This is a genomic window from Bradyrhizobium sp. CCBAU 51745 (assembly GCF_028128715.1).
Taxonomy (GTDB): Bacteria; Pseudomonadota; Alphaproteobacteria; order Rhizobiales; family Xanthobacteraceae; genus Bradyrhizobium; species Bradyrhizobium manausense.
Genome location: NZ_LBJP01000091.1, coordinates 292,666 through 316,210, shown reverse-complemented (window position 1 = coordinate 316,210; position 23,545 = coordinate 292,666). Strand labels below are relative to the sequence as shown.

General features: G+C 64.4%; 31 protein-coding genes and 1 pseudogene. 15 read left to right on the top strand and 17 right to left on the bottom strand.

The features are described from left to right. Positions 1-454: 454 nt before the first annotated feature. The 3 genes from XH98_RS34345 to XH98_RS34335 form a co-directional block, all read right to left on the bottom strand. Positions 455-1,126, bottom strand: a complete 672-nt coding sequence (locus XH98_RS34345) for an O-methyltransferase (protein ID WP_271621206.1) — start codon at positions 1,124-1,126, stop codon at positions 455-457. A gap of 16 nt (positions 1,127-1,142) precedes the next feature. Continuing rightward, positions 1,143-1,769 (bottom strand): PadR family transcriptional regulator, encoded by a 627-nt coding sequence (locus XH98_RS34340; RefSeq protein ID WP_271621205.1) that lies wholly within the window; start codon positions 1,767-1,769, stop codon positions 1,143-1,145. Between the two features lie 166 nt (positions 1,770-1,935). After that, entirely contained in the window at positions 1,936-2,829 is an 894-nt protein-coding gene (locus XH98_RS34335) for a LysR family transcriptional regulator (RefSeq protein ID WP_271621204.1), read from the bottom strand. A gap of 102 nt (positions 2,830-2,931) precedes the next feature. On the opposite strand from XH98_RS34335, the gene XH98_RS34330 reads away from it, so the two are divergent. The 3 genes from XH98_RS34330 to XH98_RS34320 all read left to right on the top strand — a co-directional run bounded on the left by XH98_RS34330 (position 2,932) and on the right by XH98_RS34320 (position 4,859). After that, positions 2,932-3,672, top strand: coding sequence for an SDR family oxidoreductase (locus XH98_RS34330; protein WP_271621203.1), 741 nt, complete (start codon positions 2,932-2,934; stop codon positions 3,670-3,672). A 32-nt stretch (positions 3,673-3,704) separates the two neighbouring features. Beyond that, on the top strand, positions 3,705-3,920 hold the full coding sequence (locus tag XH98_RS34325) for a tautomerase family protein (protein ID WP_271603072.1): 216 nt from the start codon (positions 3,705-3,707) through the stop codon (positions 3,918-3,920). Positions 3,921-3,986: 66 nt separating this feature from the next. Next, positions 3,987-4,859, top strand: coding sequence for a bifunctional helix-turn-helix transcriptional regulator/GNAT family N-acetyltransferase (locus tag XH98_RS34320; RefSeq protein WP_271621202.1), 873 nt, complete (start codon positions 3,987-3,989; stop codon positions 4,857-4,859). A 14-nt stretch (positions 4,860-4,873) separates the two neighbouring features. Here the strand turns inward: XH98_RS34320 and XH98_RS34315 are convergent, their stop codons facing one another. After that, positions 4,874-5,599 carry an SDR family oxidoreductase gene (locus tag XH98_RS34315; RefSeq protein ID WP_271621201.1) on the bottom strand — a complete coding sequence of 242 codons (726 nt, stop codon included), beginning with the start codon at positions 5,597-5,599 and terminating at the stop codon, positions 4,874-4,876. A 106-nt stretch (positions 5,600-5,705) separates the two neighbouring features. Between XH98_RS34315 and XH98_RS34310 the strand changes: the two genes are divergently transcribed. Continuing rightward, a complete protein-coding gene (locus tag XH98_RS34310) occupies positions 5,706-6,596 on the top strand; it encodes a LysR family transcriptional regulator (protein WP_220006301.1) in 891 nt (296 codons plus the stop codon). Positions 6,597-6,613: 17 nt separating this feature from the next. After that, on the top strand, positions 6,614-7,000 hold the full coding sequence (locus XH98_RS34305) for an ester cyclase (RefSeq protein WP_271621200.1): 387 nt from the start codon (positions 6,614-6,616) through the stop codon (positions 6,998-7,000). A gap of 18 nt (positions 7,001-7,018) precedes the next feature. On the opposite strand, the gene XH98_RS34300 is transcribed toward XH98_RS34305, so the two are convergent. Together XH98_RS34300 and XH98_RS34295 are read right to left on the bottom strand one after the other, a co-directional pair. Next, entirely contained in the window at positions 7,019-8,245 is a 1,227-nt protein-coding gene (locus tag XH98_RS34300) for an MFS transporter (protein ID WP_271621199.1), read from the bottom strand. 236 nt (positions 8,246-8,481) lie between these two features. Further along, entirely contained in the window at positions 8,482-8,625 is a 144-nt protein-coding gene (locus XH98_RS34295) for an alpha/beta hydrolase (RefSeq protein WP_333932793.1), read from the bottom strand. Here XH98_RS34295 and XH98_RS34290 point away from each other — a divergent pair. Then, a pseudogene (locus tag XH98_RS34290) lies at positions 8,604-9,016 on the top strand (Lrp/AsnC family transcriptional regulator). The gene XH98_RS34295 and the pseudogene XH98_RS34290 overlap by 22 nt on opposite strands. A gap of 20 nt (positions 9,017-9,036) precedes the next feature. Here the strand turns inward: XH98_RS34290 and XH98_RS34285 are convergent. Together XH98_RS34285 and XH98_RS34280 are read right to left on the bottom strand one after the other, a co-directional pair. Then, on the bottom strand, positions 9,037-9,624 hold the full coding sequence (locus XH98_RS34285) for a DUF308 domain-containing protein (RefSeq protein ID WP_271621198.1): 588 nt from the start codon (positions 9,622-9,624) through the stop codon (positions 9,037-9,039). A gap of 100 nt (positions 9,625-9,724) precedes the next feature. Beyond that, on the bottom strand, positions 9,725-10,309 hold the full coding sequence (locus tag XH98_RS34280) for a TetR/AcrR family transcriptional regulator (protein WP_271621197.1): 585 nt from the start codon (positions 10,307-10,309) through the stop codon (positions 9,725-9,727). Between the two features lie 77 nt (positions 10,310-10,386). Between XH98_RS34280 and XH98_RS34275 the strand changes: the two genes are divergently transcribed. Further along, on the top strand, positions 10,387-10,884 hold the full coding sequence (locus tag XH98_RS34275) for a peptide deformylase (RefSeq protein WP_271621196.1): 498 nt from the start codon (positions 10,387-10,389) through the stop codon (positions 10,882-10,884). Positions 10,885-10,997: 113 nt separating this feature from the next. Further along, positions 10,998-11,411 (top strand): GFA family protein, encoded by a 414-nt coding sequence (locus tag XH98_RS34270; protein WP_271603078.1) that lies wholly within the window; start codon positions 10,998-11,000, stop codon positions 11,409-11,411. Between the two features lie 72 nt (positions 11,412-11,483). Here the strand turns inward: XH98_RS34270 and XH98_RS34265 are convergent, their stop codons facing one another. Genes XH98_RS34265 through XH98_RS34255 form a run of 3 tightly spaced genes read right to left on the bottom strand, consistent with a single transcriptional unit; the run spans position 11,484 to position 13,313 of the window. Continuing rightward, positions 11,484-12,002, bottom strand: coding sequence for a hypothetical protein (locus XH98_RS34265; RefSeq protein ID WP_271621195.1), 519 nt, complete (start codon positions 12,000-12,002; stop codon positions 11,484-11,486). 12 nt (positions 12,003-12,014) lie between these two features. Next, the gene (locus tag XH98_RS34260) at positions 12,015-12,860 is read right to left on the bottom strand and encodes an MFS transporter (RefSeq protein ID WP_271621194.1); all 846 of its coding nucleotides are present in this window, start codon (positions 12,858-12,860) and stop codon (positions 12,015-12,017) included. A 27-nt stretch (positions 12,861-12,887) separates the two neighbouring features. Then, positions 12,888-13,313 carry a hypothetical protein gene (locus tag XH98_RS34255; protein ID WP_271621193.1) on the bottom strand — a complete coding sequence of 142 codons (426 nt, stop codon included), beginning with the start codon at positions 13,311-13,313 and terminating at the stop codon, positions 12,888-12,890. Positions 13,314-13,405: 92 nt separating this feature from the next. Between XH98_RS34255 and XH98_RS34250 the strand changes: the two genes are divergently transcribed. Continuing rightward, a complete protein-coding gene (locus tag XH98_RS34250) occupies positions 13,406-14,377 on the top strand; it encodes a LysR family transcriptional regulator (protein ID WP_271621192.1) in 972 nt (323 codons plus the stop codon). A gap of 14 nt (positions 14,378-14,391) precedes the next feature. Here XH98_RS34250 and XH98_RS34245 read toward each other — a convergent pair whose 3' ends face one another. Further along, a complete protein-coding gene (locus tag XH98_RS34245) occupies positions 14,392-15,273 on the bottom strand; it encodes an AraC family transcriptional regulator (RefSeq protein WP_271621191.1) in 882 nt (293 codons plus the stop codon). Positions 15,274-15,547: 274 nt separating this feature from the next. Here XH98_RS34245 and XH98_RS34240 point away from each other — a divergent pair, with 274 nt between their 5' ends. Further along, positions 15,548-15,940 (top strand): VOC family protein, encoded by a 393-nt coding sequence (locus XH98_RS34240; protein WP_057758091.1) that lies wholly within the window; start codon positions 15,548-15,550, stop codon positions 15,938-15,940. Between the two features lie 50 nt (positions 15,941-15,990). On the opposite strand, the gene XH98_RS34235 is transcribed toward XH98_RS34240, so the two are convergent. From XH98_RS34235 to guaA, 3 genes are all read right to left on the bottom strand, one after another. Further along, positions 15,991-16,428: a type II toxin-antitoxin system VapC family toxin gene (locus XH98_RS34235; protein WP_271621190.1), complete on the bottom strand. Its 438-nt coding sequence runs from the start codon at positions 16,426-16,428 to the stop codon at positions 15,991-15,993. A 3-nt stretch (positions 16,429-16,431) separates the two neighbouring features. Further along, positions 16,432-16,674: a type II toxin-antitoxin system Phd/YefM family antitoxin gene (locus XH98_RS34230; protein ID WP_271621189.1), complete on the bottom strand. Its 243-nt coding sequence runs from the start codon at positions 16,672-16,674 to the stop codon at positions 16,432-16,434. Between the two features lie 102 nt (positions 16,675-16,776). Next, on the bottom strand, positions 16,777-18,375 hold the full coding sequence (gene guaA / locus XH98_RS34225) for a glutamine-hydrolyzing GMP synthase (protein WP_271621188.1): 1,599 nt from the start codon (positions 18,373-18,375) through the stop codon (positions 16,777-16,779). A 148-nt stretch (positions 18,376-18,523) separates the two neighbouring features. On the opposite strand from guaA, the gene XH98_RS34220 reads away from it, so the two are divergent. The 3 genes from XH98_RS34220 to XH98_RS34210 all read left to right on the top strand — a co-directional run bounded on the left by XH98_RS34220 (position 18,524) and on the right by XH98_RS34210 (position 19,869). Continuing rightward, positions 18,524-18,895 carry a nuclear transport factor 2 family protein gene (locus tag XH98_RS34220; protein ID WP_271621187.1) on the top strand — a complete coding sequence of 124 codons (372 nt, stop codon included), beginning with the start codon at positions 18,524-18,526 and terminating at the stop codon, positions 18,893-18,895. 169 nt (positions 18,896-19,064) lie between these two features. Next, positions 19,065-19,397, top strand: a complete 333-nt coding sequence (locus tag XH98_RS34215; RefSeq protein WP_271603092.1) for a DHCW motif cupin fold protein — start codon at positions 19,065-19,067, stop codon at positions 19,395-19,397. 262 nt (positions 19,398-19,659) lie between these two features. Continuing rightward, on the top strand, positions 19,660-19,869 hold the full coding sequence (locus tag XH98_RS34210) for a cold-shock protein (protein ID WP_027532363.1): 210 nt from the start codon (positions 19,660-19,662) through the stop codon (positions 19,867-19,869). Positions 19,870-20,081: 212 nt separating this feature from the next. Here XH98_RS34210 and XH98_RS34205 read toward each other — a convergent pair whose 3' ends face one another. Both XH98_RS34205 and XH98_RS34200 read right to left on the bottom strand, forming a co-directional pair. Further along, complete coding sequence (locus XH98_RS34205; protein WP_271621186.1) at positions 20,082-21,383, bottom strand: RsmB/NOP family class I SAM-dependent RNA methyltransferase; 1,302 nt, start codon at positions 21,381-21,383, stop codon at positions 20,082-20,084. Positions 21,384-21,417: 34 nt separating this feature from the next. Continuing rightward, complete coding sequence (locus XH98_RS34200) at positions 21,418-21,840, bottom strand: MAPEG family protein (protein WP_271621185.1); 423 nt, start codon at positions 21,838-21,840, stop codon at positions 21,418-21,420. Positions 21,841-21,998: 158 nt separating this feature from the next. Between XH98_RS34200 and XH98_RS34195 the strand changes: the two genes are divergently transcribed. Both XH98_RS34195 and XH98_RS34190 read left to right on the top strand, forming a co-directional pair. Beyond that, on the top strand, positions 21,999-22,616 hold the full coding sequence (locus XH98_RS34195) for an acriflavin resistance protein (protein WP_271603094.1): 618 nt from the start codon (positions 21,999-22,001) through the stop codon (positions 22,614-22,616). A 68-nt stretch (positions 22,617-22,684) separates the two neighbouring features. Continuing rightward, complete coding sequence (locus XH98_RS34190; protein ID WP_271621184.1) at positions 22,685-23,527, top strand: metallophosphoesterase family protein; 843 nt, start codon at positions 22,685-22,687, stop codon at positions 23,525-23,527. Positions 23,528-23,545 lie beyond the last annotated feature (18 nt).

Genomic DNA, 23,545 nt, shown 5'->3' with positions numbered 1-23,545 from the left:
AAGAATTTGCACAGCGGCATACAGGTGAAGCCAAAACATCCGGCCTTCCCTGCGCAGTGGTTTGACGGCTTATGTCGTGATCTCCCCGGGGAGCGATGCACTATTGCCCCCGTCGTCTCGCAGAAGACTGATGCGCGGACCCGGTCGGGTCACATGCATCACTACGAGCCTTGGCGCACAGACTCCGGGCGCCAGGACCACACGATTTGCCGTACGCGGATCACACCGGTCGTGTGCGCGACGGTCTCGCTCACGGTTGCCCGCCCTGCAAAACCTCATCGCGCCGATGTGACTAGCGTCCACCGCCATCCGGCCCGCGTTCGTGACGATCGCGATACGCCCCTCTTCCTTGGGCCGGGTTACCGCGACACATACGCCGTTTCCGAATTTCGGTAAAGTGGAATATTTTTGGCGCCGCGCGTTGACCGGCGGGTTGGGTGTTTTGCCCGTCGGGTCACGCAAGGGATTGTGGCCCGCAGCCCTCACTCACCTTCAGCGACAGCTCCGTGCCGCCTTTGAGCGGCAGCGTCATCGACACGAAACCGTTGTTGGGATCGCGGATGTAATCGAGATAATCCGGCTCGGCGTTGTCGTTCATGACGTAGCCGCCGACGAGCAGTTGCGGCGCGATGATCTCGATCACCTCGCGGGCGAGCGAGGGCCCGCCCTCACCGGGCCAGCCGTCGATCAGCACGAAGTCGACGGGGCCTGCGAGATCGCGCAGCGTCTTGCGTGCATCGCCTTCGCGGATCTCGGCATAGTCGGCAAGGCCGGCCTCGGCGAGGTTGCGTTTGGCGGCCTCGACCTTGGCCGGCACGATCTCCGAGCCGATCACGGTACCGCCGCCATTGTCGCGGATAGCCGCCGCGAAATAGAGCGTCGACATCCCGACGGACGTGGCGAACTCCGCGACGCGGGTGGCGCGCAGGCCGCGGCACAACAGGTAGATCAGCTCGCCCTGCTCGGGATGGATCGAAAAGCCCAGCCCGGCATAGGCGTGGGGATCGCGGCTGCCGGAGGCACCGCGTGGGCCCCCGTCGGAAGGCCGCTGCCGCGCGCCTTGCAGGCGCGCGATCACGGCATTGACGCGCGGATCTTGAATCGGGCTGTGCGGCCGATCAGTCATGTCATGCTTTCCTTGCCTACTTGCCGAGGATTTCCGCAGCGGCGCGCTCAAGAATCGCGGCGATGCGACGAGCTTCAGTGGAATCACTGCCTTGCCTGGACCGTAGCGCGCGCTTGAGGTTGTGGCGGGCGCGGTGCAATTCCTCCGAGGCATCCGCATCGAGATCGCTGATCCCGGCAAAGGCCTCGCGCACCTCGTCCATGCGGCGTCCGATCCGCGACAGCGCCTGGAGGATCGCATCAGCGGTGCCGCGCTGCTCGGCAAGATAAGCCTCGCCTTGCGGCGTGATGCTGTAGAGCTTGCGGCCGCCATCCTGCGCCACGCTCGCATGACCGACCTCTTCGAGATAGGTCAGGGCCGGATAGATCACGCCGGGGCTCGGCGTATAAAATCCCTCCGACCGCTCCTCGATGATCTTGATCAGCTCGTAGCCATGCGCAGGCTTGTCGGCGAGCAGCGCCAGGATCACGAGTTGGAGGTCCTGCGAGGACAGCCGCCGCGCGCCCGGAAATTCGTCGCCGCCGCGGCCGAAGAAACCATGCCCGCCGCGGCCGAAGCGATGCCGTCCGCCGTGCCGGCCCATGGCGAAATGGGCGAAATGCCCGAAGTGGAAGTCCCTGTGGTCCCCGTGCTTGCCGAACATATCGTACGTCTCCTTCTCAAAACATATCTTACGATATAGCTTGCGATAAGAATGAGGCAAATCACGGGTCCGTGATTACCCCCCCCGACCTGGAGCTGGACCTTCGTCGCGCGCCGATATCAAGCTGATCCGGCCCGAAGGCTGGTCTGAATCCGAATAAATGAGTTCAGAGCTTCGCCTCGGCAAAAATGCCCGAGATCCAGTCGAGAAAGACGCGCAGGCGCAGCGCAAGCTGGCGGTTTTGCGGATAAAGCGCGGAGAGCGGCGTCGGCGACGGCGGGTGATCGGCGAGCACCTCGACCAGCGTGCCGCTGGCGAGGTCCTCCGCGAAGCGATAGCGCGGGGCCTGCGCGAGGCCGAAGCCGAGCCGGGCGAGGTCAGCCATGGTGTCGGAATTGTTCACCCGAACCCGGCTCGGCAGCACGATGTGGCGCAGCGTGCCCGCAACGGAAAATTCCAGCGGCATCACATCGCCCGTCCGTGACGAGACGAACGCGACCATCTGATGGCCGTCGAGCGCATCCGGCGTCGCGGGCATGCCGTGCTTCGCAATATAGGACGGACTCGCCACCGTGATTTCCGCGATCGTCCCGAGGCGGCGCTGAATCATGCCGCTGTCGCCGGGATCGCCCGACCGGATCACGCAATCGACGCCTTCGCGTACGAGATCGACCAGCCGGTCGCCCTGCCCGATCTGCAATTGGAGCTGCGGATGCCGCGCCAGGAAGGCTGGCAGATACGGCAGGATGAAGGTTCGGGTCAGCAAGGGATGCGCGTCGATGCGGAGCAGACCGCGCGGCTCTGAATCGCGCAACGCCCCTTCCGCTTCCTCGACCTCGGCGAGGATGGCGACACAGCGGCGGTAATAGTCTTCACCGTCGAGCGTCGGCGCGACATGCCGTGTCGTGCGCTCGAGCAGGCGCGCGCCTAGGCGCGCCTCGAGGCCGCGCAAGACCTCGCTCGCGGTCGAGCGGGGGATGCCGAGGTCCGCGGCGGCAACCGTAAAGCTCTGCCGCTCAACGAGGCGGACGAACAGGCGCATGGCGTCAAAACGGTCCATGGCGATTGTTCACCACAGCCGACAGGTGATGGCAAGTTTCGGATGATTATCCGAGAAGAGCGATCAGCTATCTCATGGGCCGCAAGCATTACGGAGGTCCACATGACCACTCAACAGCAGCGCGCCGCCATCGTCACAGGCGGCTCCCGCGGCATCGGCGCGGCCATCGCCCGCCGGCTGGCGCAAGACGGCATCGCGGTGGCAGTCAACTACGCCACCGGCAAAGCGGCTGCCGACGCGCTCGTCGAAGAAATCCAAGCCGCCGGCGGGCGCGCCCTGGCGGCGCAGGCCGATCTTGCCGACCCAACGACCGCGGTGCAGCTGTTCGATGCGGCCGAGAATGCCTTCGGCAAGATCGACATCCTCATCAACAATGCCGGGGTGATGGAGCTCGCCCCGCTCGCCGAAATGAGCGATCAGGCGTTCGCCAGGCAGATCTCGGTCAACCTCGAAAGTGTGTTCCGATCATTGCGCGAAGCGGCGCGGCGGCTCCGCGACGGCGGCCGCATCGTCAACTTCTCCTCCAGTGTTGTCGGACTGTATCAGCCGACCTACAGCGTCTATGCTGCGACCAAGGCAGCGGTCGAAGCCATGACACACGTCCTCGCCAAGGAGCTCGGCAGCCGGCGCATCACCGTCAACGCGGTCGCTCCCGGACCGGTCGAGACCCGGCTGTTCCTCGACGGCAAGAGCGAGCAGCAGGTGCGCGCCATTGCAGCGATGAACCCGTTCGGCCGGCTCGGCCAGCCCGACGAGATCGCCGGCATCGTCGCCTTCCTCGCAAGCCACGATAGCGGCTGGATCAACGGCCAGATCATCCGCGCCAATGGCGGCGTGATCTGACGCGACACGGATTTTTCACTCGGAGAGACCTCATGCCTTTCGCCAACATCAAGATCCCGCAAGCCGCGCTGTCGCGGAGCCAGAAGACCGAGATCGTGCACCGCCTCACCGCACTGTTCGCCGAGTATTTCGGTGAAGCGGCGCGGCCGCACACGATGGTCCTGATCGAGGAAGTCCCCGACGGCGGCTATGGGCGCGCCGACGAGGTGTTCATCGTTCCCGACGCTTATCGCGCCAGCGACGCATGACGCAGCAGTCGCTTCGTCAAGCGAAGCCAGGTTGACCGCGACACGATACCTGACTAAAGTCAGATAATGCTCGATCCGGTTTCCCGCGTCCGCCGCTTCAACCGCGCCGTGACCTCCGCCGTTGGCGCGCTCGATACGTCCTTCCTCGGGCGCGGGCGGCCGCTCGGAGCGGCGCGTGTGCTCAACGCGATAGGACATGGGCGCTCCGAAATCGGCGAGATCCGCGATTATCTCGGCCTCGATTCCGGGTTGATGAGCCGGCTGTTGCGCAGCCTGGAAGACGAAGGCCTGATCGAGACGCACGCGCATGAGGATGATGCGCGGCGCCGCGTTGCGAGTCTGACGCGCGCGGGCAAGCGCGAGTTCGCAGCCTATGAAGACTTATCGAACAGTCAGGCCGAAGGGTTTCTCGCCCGCAATTCGCAACGCGAGGCACTGCTGGCGGCGATGGATCTGATCGCTTCCGCGCTGACACGCGACCGCATCGCGCTCACCGAAATGGACCCGCGCAGCGACGAGGCCCGCTATTGCCTGGCCGAGTATTACGCCGAGCTCGGCCGCCGCTTCAAACAAGGTTTTGACGTTTCGCTCTCGCGCGATCCTGACGCCAAGGACATGCGCCGGCCGCGCGGCAGCTTCATCGTCGCGGTGTCGGACACGCTGCCGATCGGCTGCGTCGGCCTGAAGGGCACCGATCACGGCTACGCCGAGATCAAGCGGCTCTGGGTCGCCCCTTCCGCGCGCGGCCTGGGGCTCGGCAAACGCCTGATGGATGCAACTGAAGATGCCGCGCGCACGCTCGGCATCAGTCTGTTGCGGCTCGACACCAACAGCGCACTGCCGGAAGCCGGCCGACTCTACCGCACCAGCGGCTGGCGCGAGATTCCGCGCTTCAACGACGACCCGTATCCGGATCTGTTCTTCGAAAAAACGCTTTGAAGCCGAACATATGCTCATGTGGTCCGCATGGGGCGTATCACGATCTCATTGACATCGACATCATCGGGCTGCGCGATGGCGTAGCGCACCGCGCGCGCAATGGCGTCGGGCTGAAGCGCGATCGCGCGGTAGCTCTTCATCGCTTCAGCCGCGACCGGATCGGTGATCGAGTCGGCAAGTTCGCTCTCGACCACGCCTGGATGAATGCAAGTGACCCGGATGTTATCGTGCTCCTGCCGCAAGCCGTCCGAGATCGCCCGCACCGCATATTTGGTCGCGCAATACACCGCCGCCGTCGGAGACACGCTCAACGCCCCGATCGAGGCGATGTTGATGACATGGCCTGCGCCGCGCGCCACCATCTCCGGCAACACGGCTGCGATGCCGTAGAGCACGCCCTTGATGTTGACGTCGACCATCCGGTCCCACTCATCCACCTTGAGCGAGGCCATCAACGACAAGGGCATCACGCCGGCATTGTTGACGATGACGTCGACACGGCCCCAGACGCCACGCGCAGCGTCGGCAAAAGTGGCTACGCTGGCGCGATCGGTCACGTCGAGCGGATGCGCTTGCGCCGTGCCTCCTGCGGCCTTCAACTCGGCCGCGAGATCCTTCAGCCGATCCACGCGCCGTGCCCCCAGCAGGACCTTTGCGCCGGCTGCAGCGAGTTCGCGCGCGATCCCGGCGCCGATGCCGCTGGAGGCACCGGTGATGAGAACGATTTTATCCATTGGCATGAACGGGTCCTTCCTCGCATTCGCTGTGATGACGCAGACCATGGACCCGGCTCGTTGTCGTGATAAGACGACGATCCCTAATCAACTTGGTAAGCCAGACTAACCAATGGAACCGGATCTCAATGCCCTCGCCGTCTTTGCGCTGGTGGCCGAAGAACGGAGTTTTCGCGCCGCCGCCGACCGGCTCGGCGTGACCCGCTCAGCCGTGAGCCAGACCATCCAGCGGCTGGAGGAAGGTCTCGGCATTGCGCTGGTCCAGCGCACGACGCGCAGCGTCAGCCTGACCGAGGCCGGCGAACGGCTGAATGCCGAGGTCGTGCCCGCCATTGCGGATATGCGCGCCGCGCTCGATGGAGCGCTGGCATTGCGCGGGCAGCCGCGTGGATTGCTGCGCCTTGCCGTCTCTTCAATCGCCGAGCATTTTCTCTCGGGCCCGTTGCTTGCGTCCTTCGCCGAAGCGAATCCGGAGGTGCAACTCGACATCACCGTAACCGATGCGGAATTCGACATCGTCGCCGCAGGCTTTGATGCCGGCGTCCGCCTCGGCGAGGTCATCGAGCAGGACATGATCGCAGTGCCGATCGCCGGAGACGAGCGCCAGCTCGCGGTCTGCGCGCCGTCGTTTCGCGACCGCTTCGGCGTTCCCTCGCATCCATCCGAGCTCGCGTCGTTTCGCTGCATCGGCTGGAGGCCAGCGCCGAAGCTCAGCCCCTATCGCTGGGAGTTCGCCGATGGCGCCAAGGAGTTCAGCGTCGCGGTCACCCCTGACATCACGACCAACGACATGGCGCTGATGATCAAGCTGGCGATCGCCGGTGCCGGCATCACCTTCGGCATGGAGGCGAGCTTTCGCCCTGCGATCGAGCGCGGCGAGCTGGTGCCGATCCTCGAAGACTATTGCCCCGTGTTCGCCGGCTTCTATCTCTACTACCCGAGCCGCCGCAACGTTGCGCCGAAACTGCGAGCGCTGGTCGAGCATTTGCGGCGGCGCGGATGAGGCGGAAGGAACATGCCATGGCACGGGAGGAACTTGCCGATATCTATCGCGACTACATCGCCTGCTTGAATCGGCAGAATTGGGCCGCACTCGGCCAGTTCGTGCATCATGACGTCGCTCACAATGCGCGGCCGCTGGGGCTATCAGGCTATCGCGCGATGCTTGAGCAGGATTTTCGCGACATTCCGGATCTGCATTTCGACATCGCGCTGCTGATCTCCGAGCCGCCGTGCATCGCCGCAAGGCTGAGATTCGACTGCAGACCGGCCGGGACATTTCTCGGGCTTGCCGTCAACAGCAAGCGGGTGTCCTTCTGCGAGAACGTGTTCTACGAATTCAACGGTGGCAAGATCCGGCAGGTTTGGTCGGTCATCGACAAGGCGGCGATTGAGGCGCAGCTCTGAGGCTGCGCCTCAATCTCGTCACGCCGCGACCGGTGCCGGCTCAGGCGCGGCTTGCGGCTTCGGGAACGGGCGGAACGTCATCGCCATCAGGAACGCGCCGAGGCCCATCGCCCAGGAGCCGATATAGAGCCAGGCGTAGCTGGAGAAGGCGTCGTAGATCATGCCGCCGGCAAGCGGGCCGGTCGCCATGCCGAGGCTGCCGGCCATCGCGGTGCCGCCGATCACGGTGCCCATCATGCGCAGCGGAAAGTTTTCGCGGACGATCACCGCATAGAGCGGCATGGTGCCGGCATAGATGAAGCCGAACACCATCGCGACCGCGTAGAAGGTCGTGAGCTGATGGGCGAAGACATAGGCGAGTGCGCCGAAGGCTTGCGCGAGCAGGCCCGAGACCAGCACGCGCTTGGCACCCAAACGATCGCCCATCAGGCCGAAGGCGATGCGGCCACCGAGGCCGGCGAGACCCTCGACGCTGTAGATCGTCACGGCCGAGATCAGCGGAATGCCGCAGCTCACGGCATAGCTGACGGTGTGGATGATCGGGCCGGAATGGGTGGCGCAGCAGAAGAAATTGGTGGCGAGCAGGATCAGGAATTGCGGCGAGCGCAGCGCTTCGCTCCTGGTCATTTCAGCCTGCGCGCCGCCCCCGCCTGCTGCCGCCATCGGCGGATTTGCAAGCGCGGGCGGACGGCGCACCAGCAGCGCGACCGGAATCATGATGGCGCCGACCACCAGGGACACGATCTGCATCGCGGTGCGCCAGTCATGGTGGGACACCAGCCAGGCCGCGAGCGGCGCCATCGTCATCGGCGCCACGCCCATGCCCGCCGACACCAGCGACACCGCAAGGCCGCGATGGGTGTCGAACCAGCCGGTGACGGTCGCCATCATCGGTGCGAAGATGGCGGCGCAGGAGGCGCCCACCAAGAGGCCGAACACGAACTGGAACGCGATCAGCGAGGTGGCGTGGCTCGCGGCGAACAGGCTCAGCGCCAGTACCGTCGATCCGGTCAGCACCACCGGCAGCGGCCCGAATTTGTCCGTCAGCGTGCCCCAGATCATGCTGCTGAATGCCATCGCCAGGAAGCCGATGGTCATCGCGCTGGAGATGCCCGTCACCGACCAGCCGGTGTCCTTGGCGATCGGCTGCAGGAACACCGGCAGCGAAAACATGCCGCCGATGGCGACGCATCCGAGCACGCCGCCGGCGGCGACGATCACCCAGCGATAGTTGGAAGCAGACATTTTTGTCTCCCGTCAGGTCTGTCTGGGTGGAAGACGATTGGGAACGGCGAAAGCAGACAGAGCGAGCCTAATTTATTTCCCGGGTTCTCGCGACCTGTGACCGCGTATAGTTCCGCAACAAGCACCTTTGGCCCGCCCTGCCCGCACGGCATACGGGCTGGCGGCAGATGTCAGGAAGGTCCCGCAGGCCGAAAACAACCCCATGCACAGTAGACGGCCGCAGCGGGATCAGTGACTTACGACCCAGTCATCCGCGCGCGAAATTCCTTGAGGATCCGACGCCCTTCCGGCCAGTCACCGAGGTTGCTCGCGCCATTGATGTGGCCGTTGGCATCGATGTTGACGAGCTCGCTGCCCCATTGCGCGGCCCTCGCCTGCACGTAGGACCGAATTGGGACGCAAGGTCGGCCTGTCGCAGCCGGCCACCTCGGAGCGGCTGAAGCGGCTCGAGGAGCGCGGGATCATCAGGGCGTATCGCGCGGTTGTCGATCCCGCCTCGGTCGGCCTCAACATGATGGCGATCATCCGCCTGCGGACGACGCACGAGCACATCAAGGCCTGCCTGAGGCAATTCGCCGAGATGCCTGAGATCATCGAAGTGCTGAGGCTGACGGCGAGGATTGCTTTCACCTCAAGGTGATCGTGCCTTCGCCCGCGGAGCTCGAGGGCATCGTCGATGCGATCGCGCGATACGGTTCTGTCACCACCGCAATCGTGCTGCGGAGCGAACCGCCGAAGCGTATCGGGCGCGAGCTGATCCAGAGAGGCTAGCGCTCGACACTTCGATCGCATCACCCCTGCTGCATCCGCCTGGCGCGGCGGCGCCAGTCGCTGACGGTGAGCCAGGCCGCCGAGACCAGGAAGTAGAACGCGCCGACCGCGGCATACCCAGCGACGTCAGCGATCGACGGAACTGCCGTCATCGTGGCCTGAAAGATGAAGAAGCCGCCCGCGAGTGCCGACTGACCACCGCTGAGCACCATGGCCCATTGCGCGCCAAAACTTGTCCAGCGCCGGATCGCCGTTCCCAGCTGGAGCAGGCCGGCGAAGATCGCCCAGGCCCCGAAGACGCCGAGCACCCCATTCATGCTCATCTGCAAGGCGACGATGACCGCAACAGTGGTCGCGAGGCTGACCAGGACGTTCAGCGCCTGCGTGCGGTTTTGCGAGAGGCCGCCGCTGCGCAAGGCGTCTACCAAATTGGCTGCGGCGTCCCAGGCAGGATAGAGCACGAGCAAGACGCCGGCGATTACCGGAGATGACGATGCAACGGCGAAGGCCGCAACGACCCAGGCGACGGAGAACGCCGCGCGGAGGAAATAGTATTGTTTGAGCCATTGCGCGCGATCGTCGAGAGCGAGTTGATTAGCCAGGGCCATTGCCTTCTCCTTTACCTACTAGTTGGTAGTTTTGGCGACACCGAAGAGCGTTCGCCCGGCATGCGTGCCGGGCGCCGTTGTCGCCTCGCCGATCTCTCTCTCAGTGCTTCGTGGACAGCCGCTCCAGCAGCGGCGCGGTGATCACACCGAACATTTTGGGATCGCCATAGGCGCGCGCCGACAGCATCGCGCCGTGGATGGTCGCCATGAATCCTTCAGCCTCGATCTTCGCTGTGCTGGCGAGATGCAACTGCCCCTTCCGCCTGCCGCGCTCCATCACCGAGGCCAGCCACGACGCCAGCGCGCGGAAATGCGCGCGGACTTCCAGCGCAACCTCCTCCGGCAGGATCGGGAGCTCGCTGGCCAGCAGCGCACAGACGCAGAAGGGTGCCGTCGCATCGCTGATGCACGCCGCCCAGTACCCGACATAGCTTTTGAGCTGGTCGCGAGGGTCCGTAACATTGCGCTCGAGCGCCGCCAGCCCGGCCTCGGCCTCCGCGCGATAGCGTGACACCAGGGTGCGGACCAGATCGACCTTGCTGGCAAAGTGATGGTGGATGCTCGGCTTGCGGATGCCGACGACTTCGGCGACATCGGCATAGCTGAAGCCGTTATAGCCGCCCGCGATGATCAGGGTGCGGGCACAGGCCAGAATGTCGTCGGCGGTGGAGGAAGGGTTGGTCATGGCAGTTAACTACCTTCTAGTTGGTAGACCGTCAAGAACGGGATGCTTCAACCATTCGTGAGTGGTAGGAGCCTTGAATGACCCTTCGCCCGATCGTCCGCTACCCCGACCGCCGGCTCGCCGTGCCCGCCCGCCCCGTCACCGCTTTCGACGACGGCTTGCGCGCGCTTGCAGCGGATTTGCTCGACACCATGCGCGCCGCACCCGGGATCGGCATCACGGCGCCGCATATCGGCGTGCCTCTGCGCGTCGTGGTGCTCGAGCTCGACGCCAAGGCGGGGCCGCAGACCTACGTCAATCCCGGGATCGTATGGGCCTCGCCCGAGATGATCATGCATCGCGAAGGCAGCGTCTCGATGCCCGGCGTCAATGACGAGGTGCAGCGCCACGCGCGCGTGCGGATCAATTATCGGGATCTCGACGGTATCCCGCAGACCGAAGAGTCCGAGGCGTTGCGCGCCGTCTGCCACCAGCATGAGATCGATCAGCTCGACGGGATATTCTGGATCCAGCGGCTGTCACGGCTGAAGCGCGAGCGGCTGGTGAAGAAGTTCGAGAAGATGTCGCGCGGGTGAGCGCGCAGTCCAGGATCGAGCCTGTTCGAACCGGCGCCGGCCGTTCGATGTGGAGAAACGTGTCCGGGCTGATATGATGGCAATCCGTCGACTTCTTCGCGGGAGAGTGACGAATGAATTTTTCCGGCCGCTGCGCCTGCGGCGCGGTTCGCTACACCATCGCTGCCGCGCCGATCCGCGGCTTTCAATGCCAGTGCACGGACTGCCAGCGCGATACCGGAAGCGGCCACAGCTCGGTCCTGGTGTTCGCGCGCCAGGCCGTTTCCGTAACGGGCGCGGTGCGCGAAATCGCACGCACCGCGGACAGCGGCGCCGTCAAGCGCAAAGGCTTTTGTCCGAACTGCGGTTCGCCCATCTACAACAAGCCGGAGGAGAAGCCTGACTACATCGGCATCTATGTCGGCACATTGGACGATGCCAGCACGTTCAAGCCGTCCGTCGTGCTGTTCTGCTCGCGCGGCTATGCCTGGGACTACCTCGATCCCGAACTGCCAAAGCTGCCGGAATGGCATCCGGGATCGAGATAGCGGCTTCGAAGCAACCGTTCCGCGCTCGGCCGCTTCGCGCGGGTGAATCGCCGGCTAAAGGCCGGCTTCGACTCAAGCCGCCCCGGCCAGCGCCACCGCATCGGTGCCGACCCGAGGGCGCGCCAGAAGATAGAATGCGGTGATATGCGTGATCATCAGCAGCGGCACATAGATGATCGGGATCGCATAGGTTGAGGCAAACCATTCCGCATGTGCGGCAAGGCCGGACTGGATGGCGTCGTAGTAATCGACGATGATGTCGACCGCTCCTGCGAGATTGAAGGCGACGACGAACAGCCAGAACAGCGCGCGTATCCTCATCGTGAGAAGCGCCAGCATGGCGAGCACCCCGGTCGCGAAGTCGCCCCAGGCGGCAAAGGTGGCAAAGCTTGCCGGCAGGTCCGGGCTGACGACGCCGGGAAGGATGAAGACGAGCCCGAAGAAGCGGAAGCTGTGCAGCGTTGCGATGGCGCGGTGCGCCTCCAGCCTGTCCATCACCTTGAGCCGGGGCCAGACATACGCGCCGAAGCAAAGCAGCCAGGCGACATAACCAAGGATGAGATGGGTCCGGAACAGAGTTTCTGTCGTCATATTCGTCTCCGATCAGATCGCGACATCGCGGGCCCGGCTGCGGCGACGCAGCTGGCGCAACGACAGGGCGTGCAGCAGGATCGAGCTCGGCACCACGAAAGCCGGGGTCAGCACAGTTGGATAATTGTCCAGTCCGACGTTCGGACCTTGGGGAATGATCAGCTGGAACGGACCGGGCGTGATGAGCATCCCCAAGGTGATCGCGACGACGAAATCCGCGATGCCGAAGATGTTCCAGAGGATCGCCGCTTTGCGCCCCTCAGCCGTCCCTGATGCCAAGGCCATTGCCGCCGTCACGGCGAACAGGCCGGTCAGCACGTCGCCGCTTCCTGCCGGCAGGGCCCACAGGCCGGGCAGCTGCCCAAGCAGCCAGTACGCGAGCCATTGGCTGCCGACGATTCGATAAAGCTGCAGGGCGACCAGCCAATTCGTCGGCATGGCATCGAGCAACTGCCCCACCCGCTTCGACAACAGCAACAGCGGAGCGCCGATAACGACCGGCAGGAAGATCGCGGCCGGCAGCAACGGCAGTTGAGAATAGCCCGTGCGAAAAACACCGTTGATCGCCGCAGACCAGGCGGCGGCAGCCCACAGCGTGAAGGGCACCATGATCGCGAGCCAGGTCGTGCGCCGCTGGGCGGGCGCGAGGTCGGTGCGTTCAAGGCCGAGCCACGCGCCGAGCACGATGAGTCCATAGGTCGCCAGCCGGGCCGCCAGGGCTGGAAGCCCGCTCTGCAGAAGCGCGGGTTGCGCGTAGAGTAACCCGGTCCACAGGGCCGTGAGCGGGACGGTCCAAAGCAGGCTGTCCCAGGCGCGAAGCGGCGGGACGATCGCAGCGGGAGCAGCTTCTGATGTCATCGGCCGTTCTCCATCCGGGTCTCGCCCTTATTGCCGACGCTCGGGACCAGCCATCAGCAGCCGAAGCGGCAGAAGCGGACCGATGGCGATGTACTCGTGGTCCATCAGATCCTGCTTGGCCAATGGCAGGTCTTCCATGATCGCCTTCGCCGCGGCGACATCCACGACATCGACGACGAAAACAACGCCGCGTCCGTCGCCGCGCGAATACCACTCGCGAATTTTCCCGCCGAGATAGAGCTGCAGGGTCTCCTGGATCTCGGCCGGCATGACCGCCATGACCTGCTCGCGCGTGACGCCCGCCTTCGCGGTCAGGATGACCATCACTCCGGTGATTGTGGGCGAGAAGGCTTGCGGGGCGGATTGCGCCTGGGCAACGGATGGTCCGGTCATGGAAGTCGCTCCCATCAGGGTTAGGGTGAGCATGACGACAAGTTGGCGCATCATTTTCATAGGTCTCGTCTCCCGCAGCGATGCTCCTGATCTGCGAGCCAGGGATACGATCGATTGTCGCCAGCGACTATTCGGGATAATGTTGACGGGCTATGAAGCAGAACTTCACAGTCAGGCAAGGCGCGCTCGACGGCGTGGAAGCGTTCCTGAGCGTCGCCCAGCACCGCAATTTCCGCCGGGCAGCCGCAGACCTCGGCGTGACGCCCTCCGCCATCAGCCAGGCGGTCCGTACGCTGGAGGCGCGTGTCGGCGCAGCCTTGTTCATACGCACGACACGCAGCGTCGGCCTGACCGAGGCCGGCGCGCAGTTCCTGTCGCGCGCCAAGCCCGCTTTCGAGGAGCTCCTTGCTGCGAGCAACGTCGCGCGCGATCTTGGGCAGCGGCCGTCAGGATTGTTGCGTCTCACAGTGCCGCGCGCAGTGGTGCCGATCCTGCTGGAGCCGCTGATCGCCTCCTTCTGCCAGGCTTATCCCGAGGTCGAGGTGGAGATCTCCGCAGCCGAGGAATTGGTCGACCTCGCGGCACGAGGGTTTGATGCCGGGGTCCGGATGGGCCAGTTCGTCGCCTCCGACATGGTCGCGGTCCGGCTGACGCCTCCCTTCCCGTTCGTGGTCGTCGGCAGTCCGGACTACCTGCGCCGACACAAGCGGCCCGAACGGATCGACGATTTGCGCCAGCACGCCTGCTTGCGCATTCGCCGCAGCAACGGATCGATCGCGCCCTGGTCCTTTGTCGATGGCAACAAGACCATTGAGGCGATCGTCTCGGGACCGCTGATCGCGCACGATTTTCCCACCATGCTTGGCGCAGCCGTGGAAGGCATGGGCCTTGCGCAAGTCCCCGCGCCGATCGCCGCCAACCTGGTGAAGACGGGAAAGCTGGTGCAGGTCCTGAAATCGTTCGCGCCAACGACGCCGGGCGTGTTTCTCTACTATCCCAGCCGCCATCAGATGATGCCGAAGCTGCGCGCCTTCATCGATCACGTGAAAGGCCGCCAGGTCGCGGCCGGAAAAACGCGCGGCCACGCCGATGACGGGCGCACGCGCGGGACGAAACCGCGCTGACGCGGGGAAGCGCGCTATTTCAGCGGCAGAAACACGTCGGCTTCAGTCTCATGCTCCGGCACCTCAGGGAAGAAGCTCAGCCGCTGGCAATAGATCGGGAAATCGCGCGCTTCCTCGCCGCTGGCCGGAAGCCAGTCGCGATAGAGATAGAGCGCCGCGGGCTCCAGATTGTCGGTGTAGCCGACGACGCGGAGCACCGCGCAGCGCCCGCCGGGAATCTCGCCTACCTTGATCTCTTCGCCATCAGCCTCGATCGGCCGGTCGGTGCCGACGCAAAGGTCCGTGCTGTAAGCGGCCGGCGAGGACGGACGCCGTTCGGAGCGCCAGACAGTGAAGGTCGGACTTGTCCGGGGATGCAGCCCGGCGGCCTTGCGCCAGGCGATGAACCGCCTGACAGTGTCGCCGAGCCTTGCCGGGTCGCCCCGATGCTCCATGATCGCCACCCGCGTGGGGGGCACATCGTGGATCATCACGTCGTCGGTGGTATAGCTTGTCTTCATGAGCTTGCTCCTCGCTTCGTCGAGAGGCCCGAAGGCCACAAGCCACGGCTCCCATTCGGGCGCGTTGCGGAACGACGACGGCAATTGCCCGAACCGTTGCCGAAAGGCGCGGGCGAAGGCGTCAGGTGCATCGTAACCGGCATCCATCGCAATGTCGGTGACGCTGTCAGCGTCACTGTAGGCCAGCAGGTAGGACGCGCGCTTCATGCGGGCCAGCTGGACATAGCGATGCACGGACAATCCGAAGATCGCCGTGAACTGCCGATGGAAATGAAACCGCGAGAAGGCGGCAACGCCGCTCAGGGTTTCCAGATCCAGATCGGCGTCGAGATGCCGGTCGATATAGTCCAGCACCCGCCGCATCCGGTCCTGATAGTTTCGCAGCGCCGCCGTCATCGTCGTTCCTTTCGTGGCGGCATGAGTTAGGCCGGAGTGGCCGCGAGGCGCTCGACCGATCTTGCGGTTTTGAGCACACTGTCGTCGCCCGGCTCGACCGGGCGACCCAGTACGCCGCGGCGTCTCGATTCAACCACGATCGTCTCTGGAATACTGGATCGCCCGACTAAATCGGGCGATGACAGCGAGCGTATGGCAGCAGGGCAACCTGCATCTTTTCTTCCAATAGGCTATCCTTTGTCAAAAGACCGCCTGGTCGATCGAGGCCCCTCTCATGAACAGCTTGGACAATCTGGAGTGCGTGACCCTGTTCGTCGCCGACCTCGCCCGCACGAGGGCATTCTACGAGGCCGTGTTCGACGCGAGGCCGATCTATTCCGATGCCGTCTGCAGCGTGATCGGGCTCGGCGGCGTCATGGTCAATCTGCTGCAGGCGACGGAGGCGCCGCAGCTGGTGCAGCCGGTGGTGCCGGCCCCTTCAAGCACTGGGCCTCGCATGCTCATGACCATTCGCGTCGCCGATGTCGATGCGGCCTGCGCGAGACTCCGGCAAAGCGGCGTGGAACTGGTCAACGGCCCCATCGATCGCCCGTGGGGTCGTCGCACCGCCGCCTTTGCCGACCCATCCGGTCATATGTGGGAGATCGCGCAGGAGATAGGCTCGTAGAGGCCCGCGCGGCGCACATCCGACGCAAGTGCTGGCCACTTACGCACACATCAGGGCAATCGAATTTTGCTGAATGGATCGAGCACAGGAACGCCCAGCGGCTCGAAGTGCCTGACATTGCGCGACAGGATCGTCAGCGCGTGCTGGCGCGCCGTGGCGGCAATAATGATATCGGCAAATCCAGGCGCATGCCCCTGCCCGCGAGCCCTGTCAGATAACTCTCCCGCGAGCCGCGCGGCCGCCGTGTCGAACGGCAGAATTCGGTCGCCATAGAGATGCAACACGGCATCAAGCCATTGCGCCAAGTCCCTGCTTCTGCGCGTGGCCTTCTCGCGCCGCAGCTTGGCAATTCCGTCCTCGACTTCCGCAATCGTCACGGCAGACAAGAACAACGAGCCGGATTGCGCGTCCATCCATTCGATCAGCGCCGCAGGCGCTAGCCGGTTCGGCGAGACCGCGGATATGACGTTGGTATCGACGAGATACACGTCTCAAAAATCGTTCTTGCGCATCTTGGAACGATTGCGCGCCGGCAGATCTCCTGCCCTCACGGGGGCTGCCATCAACAGACGTCCGAAGCTCGGGACCTGCGACAGCCGGCGCCATTCCTCGTAGCTCAAGACCACCACCTGCTTCTTGCCGTGGCGCGTAATCACGGCCGGCTTGCCGTCGATTGCCTCGTCGACGACAGCGGAGAGGTTGGCCTTGGCATCACGAAGCTGGATTTCGCGCATGGAGTACCTATATGACCACAGTAGTCATATACCAGGATGGCCGACAATTCAAGCGAGCAGCCGTAATGGCGGGTCAGCGAAGCGCAACGAAGGCTAAGCCCTTCACTCCCACTCAATCGTCCCCGGCGGCTTGCTGGTCACGTCATACACCACCCGGTTCACGCCCTTCACCTCGTTGATGATGCGCGTGGCGGTCTCGCCCAGGAATTTCATGTCGAACTGGTAGAAGTCCGCGGTCATGCCGTCGGTGGAGGTGACGGCGCGCAAGCCCACCACATAATCGTAGGTGCGGCCGTCGCCCATGACGCCGACGGTCTTGACGGGGAGCAGCACGGCGAAGGCCTGCCAGATCTCGTCGTAGAGACCGTGCTTGCGGATCTGGTCGATGTAGACCGCGTCGGCCTTGCGCAGGATGTCGAGCTTGTCCTTCGTGATCTCGCCGGGGCAGCGGATGGCGAGGCCCGGGCCCGGGAACGGGTGGCGGCCGACGAAGATTTCGGGCAGGCCGAGCTCGCGCCCTAACTTGCGGACCTCGTCCTTGAACAGCTCGCGCAGCGGCTCGACGAGCTTCATGTTCATGCGCTCGGGCAGACCGCCGACATTGTGGTGCGACTTGATGGTGACCGAGGGGCCACCGGTGAAGGAGACGCTCTCGATCACGTCAGGATAGAGCGTGCCTTGCGCGAGGAAGTCGGCGCCGCCGATTTTCTTGGCCTCCTGCTCGAACACCTCGATGAAGAGGCGGCCGATGGTCTTGCGCTTGGTTTCGGGATCGGTGACGCCTTCGAGCTCGCCCAAAAATTGCTTGGACGCGTCCACGTGCACGAGCGGGATATTGTAGTGGTGGCGGAACAGGTCGACCACCGTCTTGGCCTCGTCAAGACGCAGCAGGCCGTGATCGACGAACACGCAGGTGAGCTGGTCGCCAATGGCTTCGTGGATCAGCACGGCCGCAACGGCGGAATCGACGCCGCCGGAGAGGCCGCAGATCACCTTGCCCTTGCCGACCTGCTGGCGGATTTTTGCGATCTCCTCCTCGCGGAAGGCGCGCATGGTCCAGTCGCCGGTTAGGCCGGCGATCTTGCGCACGAAATTGCGGATCAGCTTGGCGCCGTCGGGCGTGTGCACCACTTCGGGGTGGAACATCAGGCCGTAATATTTGCGCGTCTCGTCCTGAATGATCGCGAAGGGCGCATTCGGCGAGGTGCCGGCGACGGAGAAGCCCGGCGGCATCTTGGTGATGCGGTCGCCATGGCTCATCCAGACCTGGTTCTTGCTGCCTGATGTCCAGACGTCCTCGAACAGCTTGCTGTCGGCCTTGACCTCGACGTCGGCGCGGCCGAATTCGCGGTGATGGCCGCCCTCCACCTCGCCGCCGAGCTGGGCCGCCATGGTCATCTGACCATAGCAGATGCCCATCACCGGCACGCCGGAGGCGAAGATCGCTTGCGGGGCGCGGGGCGAGCCGGCCTCATGCACCGACTCCGGCCCGCCGGAGAGGATCACCGCTTTCGGCTTCATCTCCTTGAAGGCGGTGTCCGCCTTGTTGAACGGGACGATCTCGCAATAGACGCCGTCCTCGCGCACGCGACGCGCGATCAGCTGCGTCACCTGGCTGCCGAAGTCGACGATGAGAATCTTGTCGTGCGCCGAGGCCACCGAAGGCGTCGACGCGGAGCGGTCGTTCTGTGCTGCTGTCATGGCAAGCCAATACGCGATGAGCCCCCGGCCCGCAACCGCGCGTCTGCGCGCGCCCACATGCTTCTTTGGGCATGGACAAATGGATATAGGTAAGTATTATTGACCTAATTTGCCCCGCCACGAAGCAGGGCCAATCAGGGAGAACGCCATGTCGAAATTTCATCCGCCATCAGCCCTCGCCGCGCTCGGCCGCACCTGGGTCGAGGCCTGGAACGCGCGCGATCTCGAGCGCGTGCTCGCGCTCTATGACGATGCCACATTGATGACCTCGGACCGCATCCCCGCGATGGGGTTCGATGCCAGCGGCACCGTGCGCGGCAAGGACGCGTTGCGCGCCTATTGGAGCAAGGCGCTGGGGCTGCTGCCGGAGCTGCACTTCTCGCTCATCGAATTGTTCGTCAGCCCGGACAGCGTGGTGGTGTTTTACCAGAACGAGCGGGGCAAGAAGATCTGCGAGTATTTGCGGGTGAACGATGCGGGGCTGATCGTGCAGGGATCGGCGAACCATCTGCCGCATTGAGTGCTGCTCCCGTTCATTGCGAGCGCAGCCCTCGTAGGGTGGGCAAAGGCGCGCTTGCGCCGTGCCCACGATCTCTTTCAAGATCGCAGAGAGAACGTGGGCACGCTTCGCTTTGCCCACCCTACGGGGCGAACACAGACACCGCCGGCATCAAAACAGGATCCTCCCCATGAAACTGCCCACCTCGCCCTTCACCGTAACCGACTGGAGCAAGGTCGAAGCCACCACGCACCCCGGCGAGACCGGGCACGCGCTGTGGCGCACGCTGAACATTGGCGATCTCCGCGTGCGGATGGTGGAGTATTCGCCGGGCTATCTCGCCGATCATTGGTGCGATCGTGGGCACGTGCTCTATGTGCTCGCAGGCGAGCTCGACAGCGAGCTGCGCGACGGGCGCAAGTTCAAGCTGACGCCTGGGATGAGCTACCAGGTCTCGGATTTCGGCGATGCCGCGCATCGCTCGTCGACATCAGTGGGCGCGACGCTCTTCATCGTGGATTGATGGAACTATGGATTTAGTGTGCAGCGCAAAATAGCAAAGTGGTGGCGGCTCGCTGTCCACGGGCACTGCCTTGCTCTGGCCCCATTATTTCGCTAGATTGTGAACCATCGATCCTTGGCCGAACGACTGGGCCGCGACGCCTCATTTCCAATGGGCGAGCACGTTTCAGGTATTTCTCCAAAATCGACCAATCGGGACGAAGGGCGCGAAGATTCGCGCTTCAATCCCCCTGAGTGCATCGTCAATTGAAAAGGAAATGACTATGGCAATGGGCACCGTGAAGTGGTTCAACAACCAAAAGGGCTTTGGCTTCATCCAGCCGGATGACGGCGCAAAGGACGTCTTCGTTCACATCAGCGCCGTCGAGCGCGCTGGCCTGTCGACCCTCAACGAGGGCCAGAAGGTTTCGTTCGACATCGTCGCGGACCGCCGCAGCGGCAAGTCCTCGGCCGACAACCTCCGCGCCGGCTAGTCGCCGCGCTGACGCTCTGACCACGGACGTACCGGCAGAGTGTTGAGACAAGAAACCCCGCGACCGGGATCCGGTTCGCGGGGTTTTTGTTTGCGCTGTCATTTCGGGGCTCGCGACGCGGGAGCCCGGAATCCATTGATCCGCAAAGTATGCCGCGCGATGGATTCCAGGCTCGCGCCGGATGGCGCGCCCCGGAATGACGGCGGAACGGATCAGCCGACCTTTTTCAGAACGGACACGAAGAACCCATCCGTGCCGGTGCGCCTTGGCGTCATCAGCCAGCCCTCAGGCGATTGCAGCGCGGCTGCCGCAAACGCCTCGGCCTTGTCCCAGAGCACGCTTGCGGTCTGCTCCGGCGGCACGACTGCAAACTCCGGATGCCCGGCGATGAAGGCCCTCACCTGCTCGCCGTTCTCTTCCGTCAGCACCGAGCAGGTGATGTAGGCGATGCGGCCACCCTGCTTCACCAGCGGAACTGCCCGTGCGAGCACCTCGGCCTGATCTTTCAGGCGGATCTCGAGCGCACCCGGCCGCATGCGCCATTTGGCATCGGGGTTGCGGCGCCAGGTTCCGGTTCCCGTGCAGGGCGCGTCGATGACGACGAGGTCGGCGGTGGCGCTGATGTCTTGAAGCGGATCGGCCTCGCCCTTGGGCGTGCGGACGTCGGCATTGTGAACGCCGGCGCGCGACAGGCGCTCGTGGATCGGCACGAGCTGACGCTTGTCGCGGTCGGTGGCGATGAGCCGGCCCTTGCCCTGCATCAGCGCGGCGAGCGCCAGCGTCTTGCCGCCGGCGCCGGCGCAGAGATCGATCACCTGCTCGCCCGGCTTTGCCGCGGTGAACAGGGCCGCAAGCTGCGATCCTTCATCCTGCACTTCAATGCCGCCCTTGATGAAGTCCTCTTCCGCCTGGATGCCGGGGTTGCGCGCATCGGCCGAAAGCTCGATGCGAAGGCCGTTTGGCGACCAGGGCGTCGGTTTCGCATGAAGATGAGCAAGCGCCTTCAGCACCTTGTCGCGATTGGATTTTAGCGTGTTGACGCGCAGGTCCAGCGGCGCCCGGCTCGCCATCGCCACCGCTTCCGCCGCGCGGTCCTCGCCGAACACTTTTGCCAGATGGGAATCGAGCCATTCGGGATAGTCGCCAGCGATCGCGGCGGGCGCATCCTTGAGGGAGCGATGGCTGAGCGCCGCCTGCTCGGCGTCCGTCAGCGGCGTCGGCGCAAACCGGCTGCCGTCGAACATCGCGGCCATGGTGGCGGTGTCCATGTTGCGCTCCAGGCGAAGCATGCCGATCAGGCGGGCACGGGCGGTGTCGGAATCCATCAGGAACGCACTCGACGCGTAGCGGCGCAGCACGTCCCAGACCAGGCCGGCAATGGCGGCGCGGTCGCCGGAGCCGGCAAAGCGGTGCGCGGTGCCCCACTCTTTCAAAGCCTTGGCCGCGGGCACGCGGTCCTTCTCGATGATGTCGATCACTTCGATGGCTGCGGACAGCCGGGCAGCGGGAGTCATTTGCATCTTTCAGGTGAGATCGGACCAGCAAGGGTCAGATCAGCAACAGGATTTTCAGTGCGAAGTAGATCCACATCGCCAGCAGCACGAGCACGCCGGCGAGCCAGACCGTGGAGCGGCGGCCGAGATCGTTCGAGGTGACGAACACGCCGGCATGGGCAAAGCGGCTCACCACGAACACCCAGGACATCAGCACGATGAAGAGATCGGCATGGCGCAGCGGCAGCGCCAGTGCGATCAGGGCGTAGAACAGCACCGGCAGCTCGAACTGGTTGCGGTAGCAATTGGCGATTTGTGTGGCGCCCTTCGGCCAGTTCGGCTCGCCCAGCGCGATGTCGCGGATCTTGGTCTCGCCCGAGACCAGCGCCTTCCGGCGCCCGAACACCATGCCGATCAGCAGCGTGAAGGTGAGCCCGATCTGCACGAAAACAGGCAGCAGGACCATTTGAACTGACATCGGAACTTTCCCGTCGATCGCGGCATGCCGCGGACCGTCATTAGCCGCGACTTCTCGCGCTGACAATCAGGGAGTTGAACCGGCGTTCCCGATTCCGCGACCAACCACCGATTGTTAAAGCGATTTTGCCCCATTGCGGGCCCTCGAGGCGAGCCGCCATGAACATCCTGTCCAGCCTTTGGACCGACTCCGCCGACGCCCAGCTCGGCATCTGGATGTCGGCGCTCTCAGGCGTCGCGGCGGCGCTCGCCGTCGCGCTGGCGATGACGGTCTATTTCCGCCTCGCCTACCGCACCTGGCGCGATGTCGCCAGGCACGGACTGGCGATGCTCGCGGCAGCAGCCCTGCTCGCGTTCGTTGCCTTCGACATGCGTCACGCCGCGCTCGCTTTTCTCGGACTCAACCCGTCCAAGCCGGCGGTGGAGTTCGAGATCCGGATGCCGCGCGAAATCCTGACGGCCGTATCCGGCGACACCCAGATCGAGCTGCACACCGACCGCAACCAGACCCTCGCGCTCGTCGACAGCGTCGACGACCTCACCGATGGACGCGCGGTGCTGCGCGGCGCGGTCGTCCTCACCCATCGCACCGCCGACCGCATGCTGGTGGTGAACCTGCCGGGCAAGGGCACGTTCGAGTTCCGCCTGCGCCTGCCCGCCGAGCCGCATCGCACCGAGCAGTTCGGGCCCTGGCATCTCGCCGACCGCATCGCCTTGCCGCTCGCAAGCGGCATCGCGCAGCAGGATGCCTACTCGATCCGTTATCGCGTGCTTTAAACTTTGTTTCATCACGGATTTTGCGCTGATGTCATCGTTCCGACGTTTGGCCGCGCGATAGTTCGCGCATGTCCGAATTTCGCATCACGCAGATTTCCGACACGCATCTCGGCCGCCGCTTTCCCGGCCTGATCGCGAATTTCCAGGCGGTCAGCGAGCACATCGATGCAAGCCGGCCCGATCTCGTCATCAACACCGGCGATGTATCGTTCGACGGGCCGAGCAGCCGCGACGATGTCGAATTCGCGAAGAGCCTGCACGCCGCCCTGCCCGTCGACTGTCGCTACATCCCCGGCAATCACGATATCGGCGACAACCCGACCGCGCTTGGGCCGGCGCCGAAGCCGCCGGTCAGCGAGGCGCAGCGCCAGCAATTCCGCGACATCATCGGCGAGGACCATTGGTCGTTCGAAGCCGCCGGCTGGCGCTTCATTGGCCTCAACTCGCTGGTGATGAATTCAGGGCTCGCGTTCGAGGCCGAGCAGTTCGACTGGCTCGCTTCGGAGATCGCTGGTGTCAACGGCAGGCCGGCCGCGCTGTTCATCCACAAGCCGCTGTTTCTCAGCCTGCCCGAAGATCCTGAGCTTCCGGACACCTCGATCCGCTACGTGCCGCAGCCGGCGCGCGCGCAGCTGATCGACATGTTCGCGCGCGTCGATCTTCGCTTGATCGCCAGCGGTCATGTGCACCAGCGCCGCGACTTTACGTTCCGCCATATCAGGCATGTCTGGGCGCCGTCGGTCGGCTTCAAGATCAACGATTCACGCCAGGACCGGATCGCGATCAAGGAGACCGGCCTCGTCGAGTACCGCTTCGCGTCAGACAGTTTTGAAGTCCGCCACATCCGCGCGCCGGACCAGGTCGATATCGATATTGACGAGGTCCTCGCCCAGATGGGCGACGAGGACTAGCTTAGCCGGCGGGCACCT